The 21771-nt window shown below is 69.8% G+C and carries 25 protein-coding genes and 1 tRNA gene; 5 read left to right on the top strand and 21 right to left on the bottom strand.

Annotated elements, in window-relative coordinates; genetic code table 11:
* Positions 1-339 precede the first annotated feature (339 nt).
* Positions 340-552 (top strand): hypothetical protein, encoded by a 213-nt coding sequence (locus tag A6A29_RS33695; protein WP_143197127.1) that lies wholly within the window; start codon positions 340-342, stop codon positions 550-552.
* A gap of 512 nt (positions 553-1064) precedes the next feature.
* On the opposite strand, the gene A6A29_RS33685 is transcribed toward A6A29_RS33695, so the two are convergent.
* The 15 genes from A6A29_RS33685 to A6A29_RS33615 all read right to left on the bottom strand — a co-directional run bounded on the left by A6A29_RS33685 (position 1065) and on the right by A6A29_RS33615 (position 9266).
* Complete coding sequence (locus A6A29_RS33685) at positions 1065-1490, bottom strand: helix-turn-helix domain-containing protein (protein WP_073726096.1); 426 nt, start codon at positions 1488-1490, stop codon at positions 1065-1067.
* Positions 1487-1648 carry a hypothetical protein gene (locus A6A29_RS45535; RefSeq protein ID WP_158074494.1) on the bottom strand — a complete coding sequence of 54 codons (162 nt, stop codon included), beginning with the start codon at positions 1646-1648 and terminating at the stop codon, positions 1487-1489. Before A6A29_RS45535 ends, A6A29_RS33685 begins: the two co-directional genes overlap by 4 nt.
* 19 nt (positions 1649-1667) lie before the next feature.
* Positions 1668-2063 carry a hypothetical protein gene (locus A6A29_RS33680; RefSeq protein ID WP_143197126.1) on the bottom strand — a complete coding sequence of 132 codons (396 nt, stop codon included), beginning with the start codon at positions 2061-2063 and terminating at the stop codon, positions 1668-1670.
* Positions 2060-2335, bottom strand: coding sequence for a helix-turn-helix domain-containing protein (locus tag A6A29_RS33675; protein WP_073726092.1), 276 nt, complete (start codon positions 2333-2335; stop codon positions 2060-2062). Before A6A29_RS33675 ends, A6A29_RS33680 begins: the two co-directional genes overlap by 4 nt.
* Complete coding sequence (locus A6A29_RS33670) at positions 2332-2763, bottom strand: hypothetical protein (protein WP_073726090.1); 432 nt, start codon at positions 2761-2763, stop codon at positions 2332-2334. The genes A6A29_RS33675 and A6A29_RS33670 overlap by 4 nt, the downstream gene beginning before the upstream one ends.
* 255 nt (positions 2764-3018) lie before the next feature.
* The gene (locus A6A29_RS33660) at positions 3019-3345 is read right to left on the bottom strand and encodes a WhiB family transcriptional regulator (RefSeq protein ID WP_198953466.1); all 327 of its coding nucleotides are present in this window, start codon (positions 3343-3345) and stop codon (positions 3019-3021) included.
* A 169-nt stretch (positions 3346-3514) separates the two neighbouring features.
* Positions 3515-3733 (bottom strand): hypothetical protein, encoded by a 219-nt coding sequence (locus A6A29_RS33655; RefSeq protein ID WP_073726088.1) that lies wholly within the window; start codon positions 3731-3733, stop codon positions 3515-3517.
* A gap of 6 nt (positions 3734-3739) precedes the next feature.
* Positions 3740-4552 (bottom strand): RusA family crossover junction endodeoxyribonuclease, encoded by an 813-nt coding sequence (locus A6A29_RS33650; RefSeq protein WP_241838763.1) that lies wholly within the window; start codon positions 4550-4552, stop codon positions 3740-3742.
* Complete coding sequence (locus A6A29_RS33645) at positions 4552-5259, bottom strand: hypothetical protein (protein WP_143197125.1); 708 nt, start codon at positions 5257-5259, stop codon at positions 4552-4554. Before A6A29_RS33645 ends, A6A29_RS33650 begins: the two co-directional genes overlap by 1 nt.
* Before the next feature lie 195 nt (positions 5260-5454).
* Positions 5455-6456, bottom strand: coding sequence for a recombinase RecT (locus A6A29_RS33640; RefSeq protein WP_073726082.1), 1002 nt, complete (start codon positions 6454-6456; stop codon positions 5455-5457).
* A 3-nt stretch (positions 6457-6459) separates the two neighbouring features.
* Positions 6460-7539: a YqaJ viral recombinase family nuclease gene (locus A6A29_RS33635; protein WP_241838753.1), complete on the bottom strand. Its 1080-nt coding sequence runs from the start codon at positions 7537-7539 to the stop codon at positions 6460-6462.
* Positions 7536-8324 carry a hypothetical protein gene (locus A6A29_RS33630; protein ID WP_073726080.1) on the bottom strand — a complete coding sequence of 263 codons (789 nt, stop codon included), beginning with the start codon at positions 8322-8324 and terminating at the stop codon, positions 7536-7538. The genes A6A29_RS33635 and A6A29_RS33630 overlap by 4 nt, the downstream gene beginning before the upstream one ends.
* Complete coding sequence (locus A6A29_RS33625) at positions 8324-8593, bottom strand: hypothetical protein (protein WP_073726078.1); 270 nt, start codon at positions 8591-8593, stop codon at positions 8324-8326. The genes A6A29_RS33630 and A6A29_RS33625 overlap by 1 nt, the downstream gene beginning before the upstream one ends.
* A gap of 131 nt (positions 8594-8724) precedes the next feature.
* The gene (locus tag A6A29_RS33620; RefSeq protein WP_073726076.1) at positions 8725-9030 is read right to left on the bottom strand and encodes a hypothetical protein; all 306 of its coding nucleotides are present in this window, start codon (positions 9028-9030) and stop codon (positions 8725-8727) included.
* On the bottom strand, positions 9027-9266 hold the full coding sequence (locus A6A29_RS33615) for a helix-turn-helix domain-containing protein (RefSeq protein WP_079183136.1): 240 nt from the start codon (positions 9264-9266) through the stop codon (positions 9027-9029). Before A6A29_RS33615 ends, A6A29_RS33620 begins: the two co-directional genes overlap by 4 nt.
* Positions 9267-9527: 261 nt before the next feature.
* Between A6A29_RS33615 and A6A29_RS33610 the strand changes: the two genes are divergently transcribed.
* Together A6A29_RS33610 and A6A29_RS33605 are read left to right on the top strand one after the other, a co-directional pair.
* A complete protein-coding gene (locus A6A29_RS33610; RefSeq protein WP_079183135.1) occupies positions 9528-9992 on the top strand; it encodes a helix-turn-helix domain-containing protein in 465 nt (154 codons plus the stop codon).
* A gap of 18 nt (positions 9993-10010) precedes the next feature.
* Positions 10011-10673, top strand: coding sequence for a DUF4200 domain-containing protein (locus tag A6A29_RS33605; protein ID WP_073726070.1), 663 nt, complete (start codon positions 10011-10013; stop codon positions 10671-10673).
* Between the two features lie 62 nt (positions 10674-10735).
* Here the strand turns inward: A6A29_RS33605 and A6A29_RS33600 are convergent, their stop codons facing one another.
* Together A6A29_RS33600 and A6A29_RS33595 are read right to left on the bottom strand one after the other, a co-directional pair.
* Positions 10736-12553 (bottom strand): tyrosine-type recombinase/integrase, encoded by a 1818-nt coding sequence (locus A6A29_RS33600; protein ID WP_073726068.1) that lies wholly within the window; start codon positions 12551-12553, stop codon positions 10736-10738.
* Positions 12554-12651: 98 nt separating this feature from the next.
* Positions 12652-12737, bottom strand: a tRNA-Leu gene (locus tag A6A29_RS33595).
* 500 nt (positions 12738-13237) lie between these two features.
* On the opposite strand from A6A29_RS33595, the gene A6A29_RS33590 reads away from it, so the two are divergent.
* Together A6A29_RS33590 and A6A29_RS33585 are read left to right on the top strand one after the other, a co-directional pair.
* Positions 13238-14008: an ABC transporter ATP-binding protein gene (locus A6A29_RS33590; protein WP_073726066.1), complete on the top strand. Its 771-nt coding sequence runs from the start codon at positions 13238-13240 to the stop codon at positions 14006-14008.
* 55 nt (positions 14009-14063) lie between these two features.
* Positions 14064-16592, top strand: a complete 2529-nt coding sequence (locus A6A29_RS33585) for an ABC transporter permease (RefSeq protein ID WP_073726064.1) — start codon at positions 14064-14066, stop codon at positions 16590-16592.
* A gap of 89 nt (positions 16593-16681) precedes the next feature.
* Here A6A29_RS33585 and A6A29_RS33580 read toward each other — a convergent pair whose 3' ends face one another.
* From A6A29_RS33580 to A6A29_RS33565, 4 genes are all read right to left on the bottom strand, one after another.
* On the bottom strand, positions 16682-17986 hold the full coding sequence (locus A6A29_RS33580; protein WP_073726062.1) for an SAM-dependent methyltransferase: 1305 nt from the start codon (positions 17984-17986) through the stop codon (positions 16682-16684).
* 427 nt (positions 17987-18413) lie between these two features.
* A complete protein-coding gene (locus tag A6A29_RS33575; RefSeq protein WP_073726060.1) occupies positions 18414-19805 on the bottom strand; it encodes an NAD(P)/FAD-dependent oxidoreductase in 1392 nt (463 codons plus the stop codon).
* Between the two features lie 448 nt (positions 19806-20253).
* The gene (locus A6A29_RS33570) at positions 20254-21207 is read right to left on the bottom strand and encodes a Ppx/GppA phosphatase family protein (RefSeq protein ID WP_073726058.1); all 954 of its coding nucleotides are present in this window, start codon (positions 21205-21207) and stop codon (positions 20254-20256) included.
* Positions 21204-21761, bottom strand: coding sequence for a DUF501 domain-containing protein (locus A6A29_RS33565; protein WP_073726056.1), 558 nt, complete (start codon positions 21759-21761; stop codon positions 21204-21206). Before A6A29_RS33565 ends, A6A29_RS33570 begins: the two co-directional genes overlap by 4 nt.
* Positions 21762-21771: the final 10 nt, after the last annotated feature.

Below are 21771 nucleotides of genomic sequence, written 5' to 3'. Positions count from 1 at the left end.
ACCAGGGCTCGCCTTGCCGAGCCGTCTCATCGACTCACGCCACATGTCATCGGCGGTGGTCTCCCAGCCATCAGGGCGGCTGAGGATGTCGACGAGAATGCCGCGAGCCATGTGACTCAAGCGGCCGTCCCGCACGGTCGCGTTCGGCACCTGGAGGAAATCCCGGGTGAGCCGCGAGCGCCGAATCCTCACGTCGTCTCTTCTCGGTCGTGCATCGGGCGATGGGGGTCAGGCAGGGCGGGCGCTTATGCCCGTCCGTTGGGGCCACCCTCCCGCGATCTTTAAACTTTGGCAAGTATCACCATAGTGGTGAAACAGGCCAGGAGTTACACTCTGGCCATGACCGCTGCCCCTAAGCCCGTGCTCGCCGACGACGGCATCCAGGAACTCCCACTCACGCACGCCCGGCCTCAGCTCACGACGCTGATCGAGGACGCCAGGGAGCGGGACACCATCACCGCGCTGACCGTGCGCGGGCGTCGGCGTATCTGCCTCGTCACTCCTGAGTTCGTCGAGGAGGCACGGCGGCTGATGGGCGCGCAGTCCGATTGACGAAGGAGCACGTAAGTGCCCGCTCTCACCGACCGCTCGACCGCGCTGTACCGCCTCAAGGACGCGGCCGGCCGCCCGCGTAGGCCGCCCCGGACCGGGGCGGCCTACTTCGTGCGCCCTGGTCCTGGTCACGGACGTCCTCGAGTCCGCCGGAAAGCCGTGAGGTCCGAGACACCGGCCGGGAGCGTCCCGGGTCTGGCCGGGGTCTGCTCCAGCTTCCGGGCTGGGCACGTCGCGACGTGCGGGATGTGGATTTTTTCCCACGGGGCCTTCGGCAGCTCCTCCGTAGGCCGCCTCGACCTCGTGACGCCGAGCCCATCGCGATGCACCGCGGTATTCCCGGCAGGATCCGGCTCGGGGTCGACAGCGAGCTGCTTCCCCGCATCGGTCCTCGTCCAGAGCACAGGCCGTCGGCAGTCCACGCACAGAGTCCTCGGGCGCATCTGAGGTCCTTCCGTGAAGTGCCCGTGCCGCCCCACCAGTTCGGTGGGGCGGCTTGGGCTGAGGGGTGGTCAGTAGCAGGAGGTCAGGGACTGCCGGGCGTTGCGGGGTCGCATCTGGACCCCGCCGTCGCGGAGGAGTCGCTGGATGGTGCCGAACGCCACGCCGTGGGTGGTGACGAGCTCGCGGACCGTGGCGCCGTCGTCGTACCGCCCCGCGACGTCGAGGATCAGGTCGAGCCGCCCCTCCGTCATCGGGGCCGGCTTCCGATGCGGGACCGACGGCGGCCACGGACGGCCCGGAACCCGGGTAGTGCCCGACGGCCGGATCGTCGCCCCGCCCTCACGGAGGAGCGCCTGCGTCAACCCGAGCGACAGCCCGTGCCGCGCTGCCAACTCCCGGGCCGACGCCTTGGCGTAGCCCTTCACGAGCGTCGCGGCCATCGCCTCGCGGGCAGCGCCCTGGAGCCGCACCCGCGTCTTCGTGGCCGCGGTCACGAGAACACGTCCCAGATCAGCTCGCCGAACCAGATCAGCACAGCCACGGTCAGGCCGACGGCCCACCACCACGGCTGATCCGTCGTGATGGCGTACGTGACGCCGGAAGTGAGGGTGCCGCAGGCGGCACCGAGAAGAAGTCGGGCAAGGAGGCCCATGTGCTGCTGCTCCTGGTGGTCAGTCGTCGCAGAGGTCGGCGTCGTGGTGACGGCGCTTCTGCGTCTTGCTGGGGGAAGGGGTCGGGGCCGGCTGCCGGGCAGTCGCCCCCGGCGCGCCCGGAACATCCGGGACGTCGAGGCGGGGGCCACCCGGAGCCGGGGCCGGGGCGGCGGGCTTCGGCTTCTGCAGCGACGGCACTCTCTGGACCGGCGCCGGGGGCTTCACCGCGGGTGCCGGCGGCCGAGGAGCCGGAGGCGGCCCCGGCTTCGCCACCGCGATGAGGTCGAACCGGTCGTACCGCTCACACGGCCGGGTGTCGTCCGGCTTCGCGCATCCGGCCATCAACGCGGCGGCCACGGCCGCCGCGAGGAACGCCCCCGCTACCGACCGGGAGATCCGCTCACCCTCACTCATCGCCGCCACGCCTTCTTCGCGGCGGGCGGGCGAGTCCCCCGCTTCGAACGCAGCTTGACCTTCGCCTCCAGCAGCAGCTTCCGGGCATGGCCGTACGACACGTCGAATGTCTCCGCCACCTCACGGATCGTGAGCCTGTCCACGTCGTACGCCTTCGCCATGGCGGCGCTCAGCACAACCCGCTCTGCCTCGTTCCGTCGCGGCCGCCGCTTCTGCGGATCCCGCGCTCCGCGCTTGCGCTCCTGCGCGCCCGGCTCATCGGTCGTGCTCATGATTCGGTTCCTTCCGTTCGGTAGTGGGCGGCCTGGGCGTGGACCCCAGCCGCATAGGTGATCAGCGACCGAAGCGACTGGGCGCGCTCGGTCTCGGATGCCTCGGCCAATGCCGCGACGAGCGCGGTGACCATGGCGTCGTCGCGGTTCGCGGCGGCAGTGACGAGGCGTACGGCGAACAGCCGGTCCGGGGCGGTGTCTTGGCCATCGAGGACCCACACCTGACCTCGGGCCGCATCAGGCGGCTCGTGCAGCACAGACAGCGCACGGACTGCTACGTCGGCGACGCACCGGCAGACCGGGGCCAGGTCGAGGAAGCCGCCCACGGCAGCGACCCGGGCCGCGACCTCGGCGGCCAGGCCGTCATCGCCGGTGCGCGCGGCGTGGACGCCCGCTCTCGACCAGACCGCGACGACGCCGGGGCTCATTGCCCACGCCCGCCCGGTCACAACAGCCCCTGCGCGCCGTACGCCTGGACGACCTGGCTGACTTCGGCCAGCGCCCCCTCGGCACAGACCTTGTCCGCTGGACGACCGCGGTCGTCACGCAGGTGCGTGACGTTCCCGCAGTGTCGGCACGGGCGCTGTTCCCGGCCGTCCCAGTGCTCCGGCGACGACCAGTCCAGGAGGACACCGCCAGCGGGTAGCAGGCGGGGATCGGGCCGGGCAGGTGCTACGGCGGCCTTACGACGCGACGCCACTGGAGGCCTTCTCCTGCTCGCGCTCACACTGCTTCTGCGCCGCCCGGCGGGCGTCCGCGAGGAGGGCCCTCCGCTCACGCTCGTCCAGCCCGCCCCACACCCCGAAGGGCTCGCTGCGCTCCAAGGCGTCCGTCAGGCACTCGGACCGGACGGTGCACCGCCAGCAGATCGACTTCGCATAGCTGGCGGACGCCCCCGGAGTCAGGTACCACAGCTCGGTGACCTCGCCCTTGCACAGGGCGTCCGAGGACCAATGAGGGGGCCGGGAAAGGTTGTCGGGGGCCCGGTCTGCCGGGCGGGGGAACGGCACAGCTTGCTCCTTGTCAGGCCGTCCGGACAGTGTCCGGACGGCGTCCGTGCAGATCAGGGGCTTGAGAGAGAAGGGATGGTCCTCGGTCCGGACAGTCCGGAGACATGTCCGGACGGTGTCCGGGAGGGCGGGACACCGGCCGACGCCGACGATGAGACCGGCGGGCCGGTCACGTCATCAGCCCCATGTCCGCGCGCCGCCGCATCACGGTCTTCGCCGACAGCCCGAGCCGCTTCGCGATGGCTTTCTCGCTGGCGCCCTGCTTCGTCATGACCCGGATGGCGTGCAGCACCTCGACGTCCCGGAGTTCGGGGCACACCCCCCGGAGCGAGGCAGCGCGCTCGACCGCGACCAGGTCGACGCCGCGGACCCACGTATCCCCGTACACACGCCCTCACCGGCCCTTCCGGCCACGTGGGCGCTTCGCCCCCACGTCCGACCGGTCAAGCGACGACACATGCCGTGCCACGACCAGGACAGTCCGCGGGCTTTTCCGGTCCAGCTCGATCACCGGGTACGACGCGGTGATCTGCGCGTCGTCATGCCAGGCGATCTGGTTTCCGGCGTCCAAGATGTGCTTGAGGAGGTTGTCGCCGTCGATCCGCTGCCGGTTCGGGCGAAAGAACACGGCACCCAGCGCGAGGTTCCCGCCCCACGGCTGCCGGAAGGCCCGCCGCAGGTACAGGGCGGTCGCGGCCTCCTCGTCCCCGTCGGCCTTGTACGTGTGCCCGTCCTTCGTGTGCCTCGGCCGTAGCTTCCCCGGCGGAGTCCGCGGGATGACGAGCGTCTTCACCGACAGGGCCCCCGGAGCGAGCGCCCGCGCGAGACGACGAGCCCGCTCCTGGTCCATCTCCGGGCCGCCAGCGGGCATCAGCGTCGAGGCGGTCATCTGCACCGTCGGCGTCCCCACGGACTGCTCCGGGATCGACGGCGCGACCTGGAGACCCGGCCACTCCAGCCGCTCCCCGCCCGTGTCCGTGTTCCCAGGCGGCGCCGCGACGTCCAGCTCGGCCAAGAAGGCCCGGCCGGCCAGCTCACCATGAGGCACCCCGGCAGCCCTGACGAACGGCACGGCGCTCGTCAGGAACGCCCGCCTGGGCGACCACGCTTCGACCCGCACCCACGCGTGCGCAGGGGCACCACAGCAGTCCGTACGCCCGCAGTCCGTCGCGGCCAGCACCCGCACCGGCGTCCAGCTCAGCCCCATCACGAGACGTCACCGCCCACAGCCGTCCACTTCGGGGGCGTCGGACCCATCGGGCGGAACGCGGTCAGCACCAGCTCATCCACGGACTTGGCCTCGACGTTCGCGTCGGCCTCCAGCCACCGAAGGGTCAGCCCCTCGGCGGGGATGCCCGTGTCGGTGGTGAGCTGGTCCAGGAGGACCGGCACCCGCTCATCCGCCTGCCATGCCGACACCTCGACCTGTGCCAGGCGCCTCTTCGTGTTGACGTCGACCACACGGATCGGCGACGCCACCCGGATATCGTCCACCGCCGACAGGTACTTCCGGCCCCGCACGGTGGCCTTCGGCATCTCGTCGACGATCTCGGCGAGGTTCCGCACCGTGAGCTGCTGCACCGTGAGCTGCTGCACCGTGTCCGGCCACGCCTGCGCCGCGTCACCGGCCACCAAGGCCCGCAGGAGGATCGTCGCGTCCTCACGAACCGGAGCCTCCCGGGCAATACGGGTGATCCGCACCCGCTCCAGCATCCAGGCCGCGGTACCCGCCGTCGCGGTCGCCGAGCACACACACTCGGCGACCGTGCCGCGCAGCACGTCGCTGACGTGCCCGACGCACCGGCGCATGCTGTACCGGCCCCGCTCGCACAGCGCCGCCGTACAGCACTGGCAGCGAGGACAGTCCTGTTGTGCGGGCCGCACGTACAGCGGCTCGAAGGGCTCAACAACCATGGCTGTTCACCTCGGTCTTCGTGGTCGTCTTACAGGACCGGCAGCAACGCGATCCGGCATCGAGCTGGTGGGGCGTCATGCGGGCCTCGGCCGGGCACCACGCCCACAGCGGGCCGACCCGGAACATCCGGTCGGCCGGGGACCGCCACCGACGGCACGGGAAGACCCGCGCCGTCGGGGCGAACAGGCGATGGATCACCGGCGTGCGCTCTTACGGGCCGCACGAGAGGACCGCCGCTTCGGCTGCGTCCGCGACCGCTTACGGAGCAGCGGGCGGGGCCGCGCCTCCTCGGGGGCCTGCGAGTCCTCGGCCCGCGCGTGCTGCTCCTCGGCCTCCGCCAGGAGGGCGGTTTCCTCAACCGGGGCGTGGACCACCTGGACCTCGCCGGCGTCCCCGGCGTCGTCGGCCTTCAACAGGGCGACGAGCTCGGCGGACATCGGGACCACCTTGTGCAGGCGGCGCAGGGCCGACTTGGCCCACATCTTGTTGAAGTCCGTGTGCCAGAAGCTGTCGTCGGCACCGGTCTCCTTCGCCCGCTGGTACGCCTGGCTGTACTCGTCGCGGATCTCCTCCGCGTCCTCCCGCGTCAGCACGATGACCTGCGACCGGGCACCCGACTCCAGCCACGCGAACGCATACGCGAGGACCACCGGGCCCCGCTCCGCCTTCGGCACCGTCACGTTCGGCCGGTGCACGAAGTCCTCGGGCGCCGGGTTAGTCGGCGCCCACGACCACTCGTCGGCCTGGTGGACCATCCCGACGTGGATCGACCCGACCCGGCCGGATCGGTACATCAGGTCCACGTAGCCCTGAGCCATCGGCACGAAGACGGCCGTCTTGCCCTCGCGCTTGATCACCGCGTGACGCCCGTCCGGGATCAAACCGAACCGGGCGCAGGTCAGCAGCGCCTGACGGAGCGACGCCGGAGAGCAACGGACCAGCCCCGGCAGCGCATCCCGCACAGCGGACAGGAACGCCTTCACGCTGATGTGCGACGGCAGAGCCGCGGTGAAGTCGAACTCGTACCGCTCCAGCCATGTCAGCGCGGTGTCGGCCAGGGTGCCGCCCTCGCCCTGCGCCGTGGTGTGGAGCTGGTCACCCGCCGACTGCTCCGGCACAGCGACCGCCACGGACTCGACGGTCGGCTGCTCCGAAGTCGCGGCGATCACACGGGCCTTGAGTGAAGTGAGAGCCATGGGTCAGATTCCCTTCGCGGGGACGAGGAGACGGCGGGCGCGAAACTGCGCGTAGAGATCGGGCTGTTCGGCCTTGAGCCGGTCCGTGTCGAGGGCGGCCACCATCCGCGTGTACTTCTCGACCAGGGCGGGGTGTGCCTTGGCGAACTGCTTGCTGGCGAAGGTGCCGTTCCCCTTCCACGTCCACGCCGGCTTGCCGCCCGCCTGCGCGATCTCGTTCTCGGCCGTGAGGAGCTTCATCTCGTTCTCGACGAGCCGCAGCTCGTCGTCGACGGCCTTGGCCCGCGCCTTGACCTCGGCGTACTTCGCGCGCAGCTCCTTGGCCTTCGCCACGTCGATCTGCGCGATGGTCTCGGCCTTGACCGACCACAGCTTGGCCAGGAGGCTCGACGTCGCCTCAAGGCCATCAGCCGGGGGCTCGACCCCCTCGACGACGTGGCGCTGGAACCACTTCCCGCAGTAATCGACGAGGTACTCGATCATTTCCTCGTCGCGCTCCAAGCGGACCCACCGGAGCTTGTTGCCTCCGACCAGCGCGGCCACGTACCCGTGGCCCCACCCGCCGACGGCCATGCCCCAGTGGCACTGGATCGCGGGGGCATCGGGAACGGCCCCGTCCTCCCACTGGTCCGCCTGGTACTCGCTGCGGTTCTTGCACTCCAGGAGCCCGGAGGCCGGGCCAGGCTGCGCGTACGTGTAGCGGTCGACGTTGACCCGCATCCACGGCCGGTCGAGGTGCACGAGCGTCCCAGGGGCCTCCGCAGTGGTGACCCCGGACCGCTTTGTGAACATGTGAGCGATGAAGTCTTCGATTTCCCGGCCGATCTCGGCGGGCTCGCTGTCGGTGAACGTCGGGCGGCCGTGCTTCTCCTCGAAGACGTGCCTGGGGCCCGTGTACTTCCCGCCCAGCCCGAGGATTCCGGCGACGTCGGAGCCTCCGATACCGGAGCGCCGAACCGCCAGCCACTCCTCGCGGGAGGCGTCGGCAGGGAGCAGCAGCCGCGCGGTCGGCGCGTCCGCCAAGGGGGCGGCCTCGGCCTGACCGGGAACCTCGAACAGGCTGGGCTCGATCGTCGTCGTCACTTCGCATCCTTCCGAGGAGAGAGCAGGGCGAGGCGACGGCGTGCCGCCAACGTTTCGATCTCGGCGGCCGTGCGCACCGGGTCCACCGCGGTCCATGCCGCCGTGGCCAGGTCCTTTCCGCGTCCGAGCGCGGCTGCGCTGCGAACCATGGCGGCTTCGAAGCCGACAGGGTCCGAGCTGGCGGCGATGCGGGGCAGCGCCACGTCCCGGACCGGTCGGGCGTCACGGTCAAGCTCGCGCGCCTCGAAGTTCCGGATGCGGTACGCGGTACGGATCTCGGCATCCCTGATGGCCTGCTGTCGCGCGCTGTGCTCGGCAAGGACGGCGTGGTACTCGTCCACGTTGTCGCACGGGTTGGTCCAGCGATCGCAGACGTACCACTCGCCGTCCTCGCAGAAGCGATGACGGATCGCGGCACCGCGCGGGCCTCCGCATCGGGGGCACTCGGCGGCGACGGTGACCGTCTCGATGTGCAGCCCTTCGTACGAGCGGCTGGTCCCCCGGTTGATCACCCGGTACGTCATCGACCTCGGGCGCGGCTCCGGGTCGGTCACGCCGACCAGGTACCGCACCCACAGGGCCGTTCCGTCCTCGTGCCCGGCGGCATACGCCTCGTACGCTCCTGCCGGGGCGTACGACGGCATCCGCAGGGCGCGGGAGACGCGCTTCACCGCGTTGGCGGCACTCGCGCGGATCGAGTAGACGCCGGCGAAGGTCCAGACGCCGGGCAGCGTGCGGGCAGCCTGCGCAGCGTCCGCGTGGTCGAGCCTCACGTGGGTCCGCATCAGCAGCCGCCGTTCTCGTGCCCGAAGCCGGTCGCGGCAGACCGCCGGGGGCCGGGGAGCATCGCGGCCAGGGCCATGCGGGTCTGACGGTGGGCGGGGTGACGCAGCTGGGCGCACATGCCGCAGTCCCGCAGCGTGTGGGCCTGCTGAGGGCTGGCGGCCGCATCGTGGGGCTGGGCCTCGGAAAGGGCGTGGCGGTGCACGATGATCGAGACGGGGAGCAGCGAGGCCGCTACGACCATGGCGGCGAGGATCAGCGTGCTGATCACTGCGCACCTCCTGCGGGGGTGCGGGCGAAGCTAGGCTGGGTATTCAAGGTGGACCTCGATTCGTGGTTGAGGTACTGCCTGATGGGCGGGGCCGTTCGGACCCGGCATGGTCCGGTCGGTCCCGTTCGTCGTCACGAGACCCGCGCGGTCTTCCGGCCCTTCGAGGGGCGGATGGAGCGCAGGTCCGGGACGACGGGGGACGCCGCGCTCGGCGCGGGCTGGTCGAACAGGGCCTCGACGGAGGCCGGTACGACGGTGTGCATCGCCCTGATGAGGTCCAGTTCGCATTCGCAGAACGCGACGGACTCCCCCAGGCGCTGATGCGGTAGACGGCTGATGCGGTCGCGGAGGAACCTCACCTTGCAGCCGAGCCGCTCGGCTGCCTCGGCGTAGCCGAAGTTCCGCACCGTCTCGCAACGGCAGTGAGCGCGCCTCACGCCGGAACCCTCTGCGGCTCGACCGGCTCGACGATCAAGAGGACGTCGAGGCTGATCTCGTACGCGGTCTTGAGCGCTACCAGCGAGGCCGTCTGTGGCGTGGTCCGCCCCGCGAGGAGCCGGGACATCGTCGACTCGTCGAGACCCGCTCGCTGGGCGATGGCGTCGAGGGTGACGTCACCGGCTTCTTCGGCCTTCTGCCGCACCATTTCGACGTTGAGTCGGAGTCTGGACACAGAGTTCACCTCCTCATCTTGCATGCACGCAAGTCCTACTTGCTTGCATGCGTGCAACTCTAGGCATGTTGCTTGCATGCATGCAAGTTAGAGGGGGTGAGTGTCGGGGGTGTTTTTTCCGCAAGGAAGCTCCGGCGCACCACTCCACTGACCAGCAATGAGCCTCAGGGCGCGTCGCCACGCCGCGCCACCTGCGGACTTGCACGCATGCAAGCAGCCTCAGCTTGCATGCGTGCGCGCTAGCCTCCAGGTATGCGGAGTATGGACAGTCCTTCAGATGGCGGGCCGGAGATCATCTCGGCCCGTTTCGGCGCCCTGGTCACCAAGCTCGCCATACAGGCCGGCTACGACCTCTCGGCCAGAGGCGGGGGCCGCGCGGCGCTCGCCCAGCGGATCGGCATGTCGCCGTCTGCGGTCGGCCGGATGCTCACTGGCGAGACCCTGCCAAGACCAGATCAATTCGAGAGCATCGCCGCTGCGGTGGACGGCGATGTGACCGATCTACTCATCGAGGGAGGGGTACTTTCCCCCAACAACAGCCGCAATCAAGGCAATTCGGATGTACGCTCAGCAACCAATCAGTCACTTTCGCTTTCTCCCGAAGCGGCGGCGGACCGGTGGGGAATCACTGACCCCATGATTCGCAGCATGCTCATTTCGAACATCCGGCAGGCAATCGGCCTTCAGCAGCAGGCTGACCGAGCCGCGGCATCCGGGGGTGCATAGCAACTTTCTGGGGGCCGAATGCCGGGTAAGACCACGATCGCGTCGCTCTGCGGCGTAGCGGTCGGGATCACCTTCGCCTTATCAACGGACGCCATCCCGACCGACGGCTCGAAGGCCGTCATCATCCAGGCGTTCACGCGCCTCGCGCCCCTGCTGTGCGTCACCACCATCGTCCTCGCAGCAATGCGCCGATGGACGACTTCCTATGACCACAAGAGCCGCAAGCTCTTTCAGGAACTCGCCGACGAGCGCGACAAGTTCCGTGACGAATGCAGGTTGCGCGCGGCGAAATTGGATGCGCGAGAACAGCGCATCAACCGCACGGCAGAGTCAGACGGGCGTCAGCTACGAAGTAGCGCAGCCCGCCTGACCGAAGCCCTTAGGTCCCTCGCCGAAGAACGCGAGAAGAACGACAGGCTCAAAGCCAGCTACGACGAGCTCGCGGCCGACTACAACCTGGTCGTCATCCAAGCCATGCAGGACAGGGCAAACCGATTCCGACGGAGCGTGGACACCCTCCGGTCAGCAGGGCCTGTGCCCTATTCAGCCCTCCGAGTGTCGCCCGACACCGTGGTGGAGCCGAAGATCCCCCTGCCTATCCGGCTGCGCAGGCGATCCGCGGTGGCCGCCGAGCCTTCCCAGCACGACCGCCCGGTCGACAGCCTGGGCGGCCCGGCCTAACACCGGCCGCCACACGCTCGGGCCCGCTCCAGCGAACCCCCTTGCACCCCCTCACCTCTCGGTCAGATCTTCGACAGGTCTGGAGCAGGCTCTCCCGGCCGAGGAGCCCGCGGGTGGTGCCCGCACACCCGCAGAGCGTCGGACCGGGCGGCAGCATAGGCCGCCACGACTGCCTCGCGGGACAACCCGGAGGCCCTCGCCTCCGTCTCCCCGTTCCGCCCCCACTCGGCGTTCGGCACGGCCTGCTCGTCCGTGAAGGTCGACTCCCACTCCCACGTCCAAGCTGCACGCGGCTCGTGGTCCTCCGGCCGCTCCACGCGCTCGGTCCCGTCCACTGAGTAGTAGGCCGGCCCGATCTGCCACACGCGCAGCCGCTCCGGAACCCGGTACCGAACCAGCTCCAGCCCGCCGCCCCGACCGCCGTGCGCCGAGCGCGTCCACCACGTCGACGTCCAGACCTCGACCAGCGCCTCGTCGCCCTTCTCGACGTACCACTGCCCGGCAAGAGCTCGCGCGTCGTCGAGGTCCCAGAAGCCCTCCTTGTGCGCCCCCAGGTGGACGACGTACACCCGCCGGGCCCCCTTCGCCGCAGCCCGCTCAGACAGCTCGTACGGCACCTCGTCGTCGTCCAGAGCCGCCACCGAGGGGCCCGGCCCTCCGAGGCCCCTCTCAATCGTGTCCATCGCGTCGTCGTCGGCCACGGGGAGCAGGTGCCCGTACTTGTCGCTGGTCGTTTTGATGCTCTCGTGGCCCAGCCGCCGCTGGACGTACGTCAGGCTGCGCCCTTCCGACAGCAGAAGCGCCGCCAGGGAGTGGCGAAGGTCGTGGATCGTCGGGCTCTTGTCCGGGTCCACGGTGCCGGCCTCCTTCGCCTTCCGCACGGCCACCTCCCACTGGTCGTAGAAGGTGCTGTAGGGCAGCCGCTCACCTTGCCCGTTGTGGTGGACCAAGTCGCCCGGCTCCAGTTCCTCCAGGCCGTCCTCCAACCACTCGGCGTAGGTGATCTCGTCGAGCCGCATCGTCCTGCGCGACCGCTTCGACTTGGGCTTGCCCAGGTAGTAGCCGCCGCCCTTCTTCCGCTTCCATGCCCGCGAGATCCGCAGCTTCGGCTTGCCGTCCTTCGGATCCCGGTAGACCTGCCGCTTCGCGACCGCGGTGAGCTCCCCCCACCGGCACCCCGTCGCAAATTTCCGGCGCACAAACCGCCGCCCCCGCTCGGATTCGAACTCTTTCGCGATCCCCTGCACCTCGTCCGGCGTGAGGAAGCACATGTCCTCGTCGTCGCCGTCTTCGGAGATCCCCTCATCATCGGTGCGAGGCAGCCGGGTCAAGTCGCACGGGTTCCGCAGGCGCAAGGGAGGCTCCTCCATGGTGGCCTCGCGGAGGACCGACGAGAGGAGGCCATGGAGGTTCTTCAATGTCTTCGGCGACATCTCCTTGTGGACCGACCCCCGCCACACCTTGGTCTTCGACATCTTGTTGACCCAGGCCGAGACCGTGGCCTTGGAGAAGTGCTCCGTGCTGCGGATGTCGCAGTTGCCGAAGGTCGGCAGGATGTACGTCCGCAGCTCCTTCTCGATCGCGTCGCGGTAGTAGTCCTCGACTCCCGTCCGGTTCTCGACCGACAGCAGGGCGTACGCCTCGAAGACGAACCGCGACTCGTCGGCGGCGTCCGCCGCGATGTAGCCCACGCCCTTGACCCAGCCCGGCGGCCACTGCTGGCCGTGCTCGTCAACGGCGGCCTTGAAGACCTCGGCGGAGACCTCGTCATCGAAGCGCTCGCTCTGCGAGTCGCCGCCCCGGCCGCCGCCGAGCCGCCACTTCACCTGGTAGCTCGTGATCTCGCCGAGCTTGTTCACGCGGGGGTGCACTGATGCCATGACCTGAAATTAGCGGCGTGTTCCCAAGGTGTTCCCACGCCGACACACGTGGGACACGAATTCGGGCCGTTACGCCTGGTCACACCCTGTGAGAGGTGTGGTGCCCGGAGCCGGACTCGAACCGGCACGCCCCCGAGGGGCAGCGAGGTTTAAGCTCGCCGTGTCTGCGTTCCACCATCCGGGCGTGGCGCGCGGCTCCGCTTTGGCACATGACCCTATCCGGGCACGTCCCCCGATCAGCGGAACAGTGGCTCGATGTTGTCTTATTTTATTGACCGTTTGAGGGGTCGTCAGCACATCCTGGGCGGGCTGACCACACGCCCGCACGGGATGTCGGGCAGGAAGTCCGCCGCCCGGGAATGACGGAAAGTCGCCGCACTCGGACGGCCCAATGCGCCAGGGGCGCGCCATGCTCCGCCAGGGCCGCGCCACCCCTCGGGACCGACGGCCGCCCCGGCCCGCTCCCTCGCCCGGCCCTGCCGCTCCCCCGCACCGACCCTGAGCCCGGCCCATGGGCCGGGCTCAGGGTCGGTGTCATACCCCAGGAGGACGTCCCCACCCCGTCGATGCGACTCAAGAGGGCCACAGGAACGGGCACGGGGGCTGACGTCCGGCGGCGATATGGCCGTGACGATGGAGGTGTCCCCGTAGGAACCCCGCATCACCCGAATCAGGAGCGTCCCTGTGACCACCACCTCCACCGTTCACCGCGCCACCGCGGTGGCTGCCCGCGCCACGGAGCTGTCGAAGGTCTACGGCCACGGTGAGACCCAGGTGGTCGCCCTGGACCGGGTCACCGTGGACTTCCCGCAGGGCGAGTTCACCGCGATCATGGGCCCCTCGGGCTCCGGCAAGTCCACGCTGATGCACTGCGTGGCCGGTCTCGACAGCTTCAGCAGCGGCTCCGTCCGCATCGGTGACACCGAGCTGGGTTCCCTCAAGGACAAGCAGCTCACGCAGTTGCGCCGGGACAAGATCGGCTTCATCTTCCAGGCGTTCAACCTGCTGCCGACGCTGACCGCGCTGGAGAACATCACCCTGCCGATGGACATCGCGGGCCGTAAGCCCGACGCCGCGTGGCTCCAGAAGGTCATCGACATGATCGGCCTCTCCGAGCGCCTGAAGCACCGGCCGACCGAGCTGTCCGGCGGCCAGCAGCAGCGCGTCGCGGTGGCCCGCGCCCTGGCCTCGCGGCCCGACATCATCTTCGGTGACGAGCCCACCGGAAACCTGGACTCCCGCTCCGGCGCCGAGGTCCTCGGCTTCCTGCGCAACTCGGTGCGCGAGCTCGGCCAGACCGTGGTGATGGTGACCCACGACCCGGTGGCCGCCTCCTACTCGGACCGCGTGATCTTCCTCGCGGACGGCGCGATCGTCGACCAGATGATGCACCCCACCGCGGACGGGGTCCTCGACCGGATGAAGGCGTTCGACGCGAAGGGCCGCACCAGCTGACGTAACCGGCTGCCGCCCCCGTCCCCCTTCCGGAACCCATCCCAGGACTACAGACATGTTCCGTACCGCCCTGCGCAATGTGCTCGCGCACAAGGCCAGGCTGCTGATGACCGTGCTCGCCGTCATGCTCGGCGTAGCCTTCGTCTCCGGCACCCTGGTCTTCACCGACACCCTCGGCAACGCCTTCCGCAACCAGTCGGCCAAGAGCTACGACAACGTCGCCGTCGCCATCACCACCTACGCCGACCAGCGTGACGAGAAGTCCCAAGGCATCGACGACGCCACCCTGGAGAAGATCCAGGCCCTGGACGGCGTGGCGAGCGCCACCGGCCGGGTCTCCGGCTTCGCCGGGGTCGCCGACCCCGACGGCAAGCTCATCGGCAACGGCTGGTCCAACACCGGCGGCAACTTCGCCCCCGGCAAGGACGGCAAGGACACCGCGTACACCTTCACCGAGGGCACCGGCCCGGTGAAGGCCGGCACCATCGCGCTGGACAAGGACACCGCGAGCAAGGGCAAGTACCGCGTCGGAGACCCGGTGCGGGTCGCCACCAACGGGCCGGTGAAGGAGTACACCCTCGCCGGTGTCTTCACCACCGAGGACGGCGCGGTCAACGCGGGCGGCAGTCTGGTCCTGTTCGACACCGCGGTCGCGCAGAAGCTCTACCTCAAGCCCGGCGTCTTCCAGGACGTCACCGTGAGCGCCGCGGCCGGCACATCGGACCAGAAGCTGCTGTCCGCCGTGGAACCGCTGCTGCCCAAGGACGCCTCCGCCCAGACCGGCGCCGCACTCGCCGACGAGCAGGCCGAGCAGATCGAGAGCGGCCTCGGGGCCCTCAACGGGATGCTGCTCGCCTTCGCGGGCATCGCCCTCTTCGTCGGTATCTTCCTGATCGCCAACACCTTCACCATGCTGGTGGCCCAGCGCACCAAGGAACTGGCCCTGATGCGGGCCGTCGGCGCCTCCCGCAGCCAGGTGAAGCGTTCCGTCCTGCTCGAAGCGGCCGTGGTCGGCGCGATCGCCTCGGTGATCGGCTTCGTGCTCGGTCTCGGCCTCGCCATCGGTCTGCGCTCCGCGATGAGCCTGCTCGGCGGGAAGATCCCGGCCGGCCCGCTGGTCGTCTCCCCCACCGCGGTCGCCGCGGCCTTCACCGTCGGCATTGTGATCACCGTGCTCGCCGCCTGGCTGCCCGCCCGTCGCGCCGCGAAGATCGCGCCGGTGGCGGCGATGAGCAGTGTGCACGCGGTGGCCACCACCAAGTCCCTGGTCGTACGGAACTCGATCGGCGGATTCCTCGGCCTGATCGGCGCGGCGGCCATCGTCGCGGGCGCCTCGGCGGCCGGCACGAACGGCCGCTACACCGTCGCGGCCGGTGCCTTCTTCGCCCTGATCGCCGTCATCGTGCTCATCCCGCTGCTGTCGCGGCCGGTGATCGCCCTGGTGCGGCCGCTGCTGATGAAGCTGTTCGGCGTCTCCGGCAAGCTGGCCGCGCAGAACGCGGTCCGTAACCCGCGGCGTACCGGAGCCACGGCCTCCGCGCTGGCGATCGGGCTGACCCTCGTCACCGGGATCTCGGTGCTCGGTGTCACCCTCGGCCAGGCGGTCGACCGGATGACGACGGACAACATCAAGGCCGACTACATGGTCTCGATGGCCAGCGGTGGCCTGCTGGACCAGTCGGCGCTCAGCGCCCTGGAGAAGGCCGACGGGGTCTCCGCGATCTCCCCGCAGCAGTCCTCCGCCCTGTGGGTCGGCGAGGACTATCACTCGGCCTCCGGAGTGACCCCCGGCGATGTGGAGAAGGTCTTCTCGCTGGAGACGGTCTCCGGCTCGCTGGGATCGCTGAACGACGGCGAGATCGCGGTCGGCAGCAAGACCGCGAAGTCGAACGGCTGGAAGACCGGCGACACCCTCCCGGTGAAGTTCGAGGACGAGAAGAAGGGGAAGCTGAAGATCGGCGCCCTCTACGAGGAGAACGACTTCCTGTCGCCCTTCCTGCTGCCGAAGGACATCGTCAACGCGCACACCCCGCAGGCGGACATCCGCGAGATCTGGCTCAAGATGGACGGCGGCGCCTCCGCGGCCAACGAGAAGTCCGTGGTGGACGCGCTGGGTGACAACCCGGCGATGAGCATCAAGGACCAGGCTGACATCCGGGACATGTTCGGCGGCATGGTCAACATCGCGCTGAACATCATGTACGGACTGCTGGCGATGGCCCTGATCATCGCGGTGCTGGGTGTCATCAACACCCTGGCGATGTCGGTGTTCGAGCGTCAGCAGGAGATCGGCATGCTGCGGGCGATCGGCCTCGACAAGCGCCGGGTCAAGCGCATGATCCGCCTGGAGGCCGTGGTCATCTCGGTCTTCGGCGCGGTGATCGGTGTCGTGCTCGGTACGTTCCTGGGCTGGGCGATCGGCCAGACCCTGGCCGCCGAGATCCCGGACTACGCCCTGGTCATCCCGTGGGACCGCCTCGCGCTCTTCCTCGTGCTCGCCGGACTGGTGGGCGTGCTGGCCTCGCTGTGGCCGGCCCGCAGCGCCGCGAAGCTGAACATGCTGACGGCGATCAAGACCGAATAGCACGCGCCCCGAGGGGGAAGGGGAGGGGCCGGTGACCGCCGTACGCGGTCACCGGCCCCTCCCTCTTCTCCCCGTCCCGTACGCGGGCCTCAGCCGGTCGCCGAAGCCGTCCAGGCGCGGGCGCGCAACGGCATACGGGCGCCGCCGCCCTCCGTCGGGCGCACCACGAGGATCTGGTTGACCCCGATCTTGTTGTGCTCGAAGGAGAGCGCGGAGGCGGCCATGTACAGCCGCCAGACCCTCGCCCGGCCGGGCGAGGTGGCCCGTACCGCCCGCTGCCAGTGCTGCTCCAGGTTGGCCACCCAGCGGCGCAGGGTGAGCGCGTAGTGCTCACGGATGGCCTCGACGTCGCGGACCTCGAACCCGGCCTCTTCGAGGGTGCCCACGGTCCGGCCCACCGGGGCGAGTTCGCCGTCGGGGAAGACGTACGCGTCGATGAACTCGTCGATGCGGTAGGCGTCCTCGTCCTTCTCCGGGCGGCGGGCGATCTGGTGGTTGAGGAGCCGGCCGCCGGGCTTGAGGAGCGCGTAGAGGTCGTCGGCGTATTCGCGGTAGCGGACCGAGCCGACGTGTTCGGCCATCCCGATCGACGAGATGGCGTCGTACGGGCCGTCCCTGACGTCCCGGTAGTCCTGGACCCGGATCTCGATCCGGTCGGTCAGACCCTCCTCCGCGATGCGCTTCCTGGCGAAGGCGGCCTGTTCGATGGAGAGGGTCACTCCGGTGACCCGGGCACCGTACTCACGGGCCGCGTGGATGGCCATGGAGCCCCAGCCGCAGCCGACGTCGAGAAGCCGGTCGCCCTCCTTCAGCGCGAGCTTGCGGCAGACCAGGTCGAGCTTGTCGCGCTGGGCGTCCTCCAGGCTTCCGCCGTCCTCCCAGTAGGCGCAGGAGTAGACCATGGAGGGGCCGAGGACCAGTTCGTAGAAGTCGTTGCCCACGTCGTAGTGGTGGCTGATGGCCTTCTTGTCGCGCCGCTTGGTGTGCATGGCGCCGGCGCGGCGGCGGACCTCCTCGGCGGGCGGGGCCGGCGGGGGCCAGGGTCCGGCCAGTTCGACGAGACCGCGCGCGAAGGCCCTGACGCCGGGGTCGCGAAGCGGGTGTACGGAGTCCTTCGCGTCGGCCCCGCGTTCCCAGAGGAGCCCGGCGAGGTGGTCCAGGGCCTCGTACAGATTGCCTTCGACATCGATCTCTCCGGCCACCCAGGCACGGGCCAGGCCCAGTTCGCCCGGCTTCCAGAGCAGGCGGCGCAGGGCGCGGCGGTGGCGGATCACGAGGGCGGGGGCGCCCGGCGGTCCGGATTCGCTGCCGTCCCAGGCCCGGATGCGGACCGGTAGGGGCTTTCCCAGCAACTCTTCGGCGAGAGCGGTCAGCCGCGATGCGGCGTCTGCCATGGCGCACACCTCCGTGATGGTGTTTCCCAAATATGCCAAAATTCGCATAACCATGCCCATAACCCCGCCACGACACCTCGGCGCCACGACGGGACACCTGCGTCAACTGTCTCCGGACCCCATGCCATCCCGCTACATGGCAATGGATCGGCAAAGCGCATGTATCCGGCATGTATCACCGGGGTTCCGGGCCACCGCCACCGAGAACCGCACGGCCGCCGGCACACGGGGCCGGGGCGCACGGGCGCGCCCCGGGAGCACAACGGGCCGGGAGCGCGCGGTCGCGCCGGGGAGCGCACGGCGCCACAGAACGCACCCCGTACGCCGGGGGCGCGCGGATACGCCGAAGGGGCCGTCCGCACCACGGATGGCGGACGGCCCCTTCGGGCGTCGTACAGGAGGTTCCGGCGGGCCGGAACCGGCGGAGCTAGGAAGCCTTGGCCTTCTCGCCCTTGGCGTCCTGGGTCGCGGCGGCCGGAGCCGGAGCCGGCTTGGCGGCCTCGTAGAACTCCTCGCGCGGCGTCTCCATGGCGCCGAGCGAGACGACCTCGCGCTTCAGGAACATCGCCAGCGTCCAGTCGGCGAAGATCCGGATCTTACGGTTCCAGGTCGGCATCGCCATGCCGTGGTAGCCGCGGTGCATGTACCAGGCGAGACGGCCCTTGAGCGTGATCTTCACCTTGCCCATGACGATCATCGCGACGCCCTTGTGCAGGCCGAGACCGGCGACCGCACCCTTGTTGGCGTGGCTGTACTCCTTCTGCGGGAAGCCCCGCATACCGGAGATGACGTTGTCGCCGAGGACCTTGGCCTGACGCAGCGCGTGCTGGGCGTTGGGCGGGCACCAGGCGTTCGGGTTGCCGGCCTTGCGGCCGACCAGGTCCGGAACCTGGGCGTTGTCGCCCGCGGCCCAGATGTAGTCGGTGCCCTGCACCTGGAGCTTCTCGGAGGTGTCCACATGGCCACGCGGGCCGAGCGGCAGACCGAAGCGGGCGAGCGCCGGGTTCGGCTTCACACCGGCGGTCCACACGATGGTGTTGGAGTCGACCTCAAGGCCGTTCTTCAGCACGACGTGACCGTCGACGCAGGAGTCCATGGAGGTGGAGAGGTAGATCTCCACGCCGCGGCCCTCAAGGTGCTCCTTGCCGTAGGCGCCCAGCTTCGGGCCGACCTCGGGAAGGATCTTGTCGGCGGCGTCGACGAGGATGAAGCGCATGTCCTCGCGCTTCACGTTCGTGTAGTACTTCGACGCGTCGCGGGCCATGTCCTCGACCTCGCCGATGGTCTCCGCGCCGGCGAAACCGCCACCCACGAAGACGAACGTGAGCGCCCTGCGGCGGACCTCGTCATCGGTCGTCGAGTCGGCCTTGTCCAGCTGCTCCAGGACGTGGTTGCGCAGGCCGATGGACTCCTCGATGCCCTTCATGCCGATGCCCTGCTCGGCGAGGCCGGGGATCGGGAAGGTGCGCGAGACCGCGCCCATCGCGATGACGAGGTAGTCGAAGGGCAGCTCGTAGGCCTCGCCGACGAGCGGCGCGACCGTGGCGACCTTGCGGTCCTGGTCAATGGTCGTGACTCGGCCGGTGAGGACCTCGGCCTTGGGCAGCACGCGTCGCAGTGGGACGACGACATGCCGAGGCGAGATGCTGCCGGCAGCAGCTTCGGGAAGGAAGGGCTGGTACGTCATGTACGAGCGCGGGTCGACGACCGTGACGGTCGCCTCTCCGTAGCGCATCTTCTTGAGAATGCGTCGAGCTGCGTACAGGCCTACGTACCCACCGCCTACAACGAGGATCCTGGGACGCTCCGTGGTGCTCATGCCATCGAGTATCCACCCCCCTCCGAGGGGGTGCTCGTGAGCCCCTTCACAAGGTATCGGGCCACCTCTGCTACACTTCGCCGCCCACGTGACCCAGGTCATGATGTCGCGGGGGAACCACCAGGCGGTGGCGAACGTTGTTCACCGCTTGTGAGCTGGCCCTTGGCCCTTGATGCCGGGCAAACCACCCCCCTGATTCATCCGCGCGCAACACGCCCGGAACGCGCCCCCGACCCCTCCGCGAGCCCCGCCGCGCGACCCGCACGGCCCCTTGGGTGCCGAACTGCGCCCAACGGGGCCGAATTCCTTGTGAAGAAGTTCACGAACTTCGTCGCGGCGCGCCCCCGAAGGGGCCCTCCGGACCGCCCACGGGGCCCGTCGACGGCTCAAAGGGGCAGGCGACGGTGCGTTTGAGCTGCCGGTGAGCGCGGGCCGCGCACCCTCTGCGTCAGCCGGCGTGCGACGCCGCCGACCAGGCGATGCCGTCCAGGATGTCGTGTTCGCTGACGACGACCTCCTGAGCCCCGGTCCGCTTCATCACGGCGAGCAGGACGAGCGCTCCGGAGGTGATCACGTCGACCCGGCCGGGGTGCATCGCGGGGATCGCCGCACGCTCCTCGTGCGTCGAGGAGAGCAGGCGTCCGGTGATCTCCTGGACCTGCTCGAAGGAGATCCGGGAGTGGTGGATGGCCGCCGGGTCGTACTCCGTGAGCCCCAGCGCGATCGCGGCCACCGTGGTGACCGTGCCGGCCAGGCCGACGAGGGTGGCGGCCTCACCGATCGGGACGGTCTCCTGCGCGAGGTCCAGCGCGGCGTCGATGTCCGCACGGATCGCGGTGACCGCGCCGAGGGTGGGCGGGTCGACGACGACTCCGTCGCGTACGAGATGGCGCTCCGTCATCCGTACACAGCCGATGTCCACGGAACGGGCGGCACGGACCTCGTCGTCGCCGACGACGAACTCGGTGGAGCCGCCGCCGATGTCGACCACGAGGTAGGGCTTGGCGAGGTGGTCGCCGCCGGCCAGTTCCTTGGTGGCGCCGAGGAAGGAGAGCTCGGCCTCCTGGTCGCCGCTGATCACCTCCGGCTCGACGCCCAGGATGTCCAGGACGCCGCGGACGAACTCGTCGCTGTTCTCGGCGTCGCGCGAGGCGGACGTGGCGACGAAGCGGACGCGTTCGGCGCCGAGCTCCTTGATCACCGCCGCGTACTCACGGCAGGCGGCGAAGGTGCGCTCCAGCGCCTCGGGGGCGAGCCGGCCGGTCCGGTCGACGCCCTGGCCGAGCCGGACGATCTGCATCCGCCGGTCGAGCTCGACGATCTCGCCGGTGGCGGGGTCCGCGTCGGCGACGAGCAGCCGGATGGAGTTGGTCCCGCAGTCGATGGCGGCGACCCGGGTCACCGGCCCGCCCCCTCGCCGGTCGGCGCGTCGGAGGACGCCTCGCACGGCGTGACGCACGGGCCCTTCGCCCACCACTCGGGCAGCATCGCGATCGCCTCGTCGCCGAGCGGGTTCACTCCGGGGCCCGCGGCCAGGGAGTGACCGACCAGGACGTGCAGGCACTTCACCCGGTCCGGCATGCCGCCCGCGCTCGGGAAGCCCTCCAGGACCTCGATGGCGTCACGGCGGGCGAGGTAGTCCTCGTGCGCCCCGCGGTAGGCCGCTGCCAGCTCGGGGTCGGACTGGAGCCGCTCGGTCATCTCCTTCATGACCCCATTGGCCTCCAGCGTCCCGATCGCCGACGCCGCACGCGGACAGGTCAGGTAGTACGTCGTCGGGAACGGCGTGCCGTCCTCCAGACGGGGCTGCGTCTCGACCACGTCCGGGTTGCCGCACGGGCAACGGTGCGCGATGGCCCGCAGCCCGCGCGGCGGGCGGCCGAGCTGCTGCTCGAACGCGGCGATGTCCGCGTCGGTGGGCGTGGTGGACTCGGTCTGCGGAGGGGGCGTTTCCATGCCTGCCTAG

The organism is Streptomyces sp. TSRI0281, assembly GCF_001905125.1.
Taxonomy (GTDB): domain Bacteria; phylum Actinomycetota; class Actinomycetes; order Streptomycetales; family Streptomycetaceae; genus Streptomyces.
Note: the sequence above shows the minus strand (reverse complement) of the source record. Positions and strands in the feature narration are given on the sequence as shown.